A 2,126-nucleotide genomic window follows, 5' to 3' on the forward strand; every position below is an offset into this window, starting at 1 on the left:
ATGGGGCGCACTTCGTTTGCCCGGTTCATGTCGGTTTTTTCGCCCATGTACGCCTGTATGGGGTCAAGGATAATCAGCCGCGCCCCGTTCTGCGTGATTGCCTTTTCTATGCGCTCATCGGACAGGGTAAGCTCCCGCTTGGCTTCATCAATCACAAGCACCCGGTCAAGGTCTGCGGCGGCTTCTATCAAGCGTGGCTTGACGGTATCGCCCAGCCCGTCCTCGGCGGTCTGGTAAATTACTTGGAATGGCGGCAAGGACTTCATTCCCGGCAGCGTTCCCCCGGTGGTGCAGGCGGCGGCAAGGCGTAGGGCAAAAGTGGTCTTGCCCTCGCCGGGATTGCCCTGCACAATGGTTACTTTCCCAAAGGGAATATACGGCTCCCATAGCCATTCAACGGTCTGTGTGTCAACCTCGTTCATGCGGATAATCTCAACGGTTTCTTCCTGCGGCGGCTCTTTCAAGCCGTAGATTGCTTCCCGCAAATACTTCCCGTCTGTGATTTCTGCCCGGTGCTGCAATACCTCGTTCCAGTCCTTGAAAAGAGGGATAAGCCGATGGACGGTCAAGCCCTCCGGCATGAGCGGCACAAGGCGGCTGCAAGCGTCGTTTCCGGCTGCGTCGTTGTCAAGGCAGAGGTAAACGGTCTTGATGCTCGGACGGTCAGAAAGGAAACGCAACAGGGCTTTTTCCCCCACGCCGCCCAGTGCAAGGTAGCTTTGTTTCTGCCATTCCTTTTTGAACAGGCAGAGGAAAGATAAGAGGTCTATCGGGGCTTCAAAGACAAACAACCTTTCGCCCTCGCCACGGTAGCAGAAGTTAAAGGATTTGTCGCTGCCTTTCACATCAAGCCGAAAACTCCCGGCTGTGCCGCGCTGATGGGCGTATCGCGGTATGCCGCTTTCATCTCTGCCGACGAATACGGCGTTATGGTGGGCGGCTTCCTCGTAAATGTCGCCATTGGAAAGAAAAAAGCCCGTCACATCTTCATCAATGCGGCGGGCTGCTGTGAGGTAGTTCCTCGCTATGCGGTTGTCGGTGCTGCGGGGTGGCAGTCGGAAGTCGGATAGGGGCGCGGGGCAATGTCTGTCCGGCGGCGGGGCGGCTCCTTTTTCGCCTGTCAGCAGTTCAACGGCTTCGGTGAAGCTCTTGCCGAAAAACTCCATGACAAAATCAACGGGGCCGCCGCCCTTGCTCTGGCTGTGCCTGTACCATTTGTTTCCCCGGACGGTCAAGCTGTCGTGCCGTTTCCAACGGTATTCATTCCCGGCGCGGGTAAGCTGCTCGCCCTGTGATTGCAGGAAAGAAACAAGGTCGGCTTGGTTGGCGCGGTCTATCTGCTCTTGGGTGTAATACATGGTTAATACCTCTCTTTCTGTGGTTGAATTGTTCATAGTTTTGAAGTAAAATAAAGTCAACAAACTTGAATTTGACAAAGGAGTGTGATTGTATGAAAAGGCAACTGCAAGGTATAGCATTGATTTTAGTTAGTATCCTGCTGATGTTAGGATATGGCAATGTGGCTTTTTTTGATTTAAGTTTCAAATGGGCTTTAATCTTTTCAGTTATCGGCATTACTGGCGTTATAATGACATTTTTACCCGATAAGAAGTGAACACATTCCTTTGTCGGATGGGAATAGAGGACGGACAGGCAAATCAGCTTGCCCGTCCTTTTCTTTATCGCTCCTGTTCCTGCCGCTTGGTGTGGTTCTGTGTCTGCTCCGGCTGCTCGGCTTTCAGCGCAATATCAACGCACTTGCGTATCTTCTGAAGCTCGGCAACCTCGGCGCGGGTCTCTTTCAGCGTGTCATATTCCGCTTCCCGCTGTGCTTTGAGGGCGGTATATTCTTTCTCCCACGCGGAGATCGGCAGGGTTTTCACTCCCTCCGGCAAATGGGCATGGAGATAGCGGTTTGCCGCGTTCCATAGGGTAAGCTCGGCGCGGCGGGCTTCCGCAAACTTCTCCTGTTTTCCTTTCCAGCGGATTTGCCGGTACTCGTCCTGTATGGGCTTGTAGGTTTGATAATTTCTGCCGTATTCCATGAGTTTTTGCAGTTCTTTCATGCGCTGCTCGGCGGTTTTCATTCCCTCCCGGATTGAATAGGCTCTATCACTGACAGAGGA

Annotated in this window: 2 protein-coding genes and 1 pseudogene; 1 reads left to right on the top strand and 2 read right to left on the bottom strand. The window is 53.2% G+C overall.

The window, feature by feature from the left end:
* The coding region (locus C4885_RS16030; RefSeq protein WP_114001290.1) for an AAA family ATPase at nt 1–1,358 on the bottom strand (1,358 nt) is incomplete at its 3' end.
* A gap of 92 nt (nt 1,359–1,450) precedes the next feature.
* Here C4885_RS16030 and C4885_RS16575 point away from each other — a divergent pair.
* Nucleotides 1,451–1,615 (top strand): hypothetical protein, encoded by a 165-nt coding sequence (locus C4885_RS16575; RefSeq protein ID WP_158538937.1) that lies wholly within the window; start codon nt 1,451–1,453, stop codon nt 1,613–1,615.
* A gap of 64 nt (nt 1,616–1,679) precedes the next feature.
* Here C4885_RS16575 and C4885_RS16035 read toward each other — a convergent pair.
* Nucleotides 1,680–2,126: pseudogene (locus C4885_RS16035) on the bottom strand (mobilization protein); the annotation flags it as partial.

It is taken from the genome of Subdoligranulum sp. APC924/74 (genome assembly GCF_003324125.1).
GTDB lineage: Bacteria > Bacillota > Clostridia > Oscillospirales > Ruminococcaceae > Gemmiger > Gemmiger qucibialis.

Coding starts and splice junctions, on each gene's coding strand:
- C4885_RS16575 (WP_158538937.1), top strand. CDS start 1,451: ATGAAAAGGCAACTGCAAGGTATAGCATTGATTTTAGTTAGTATCCTG.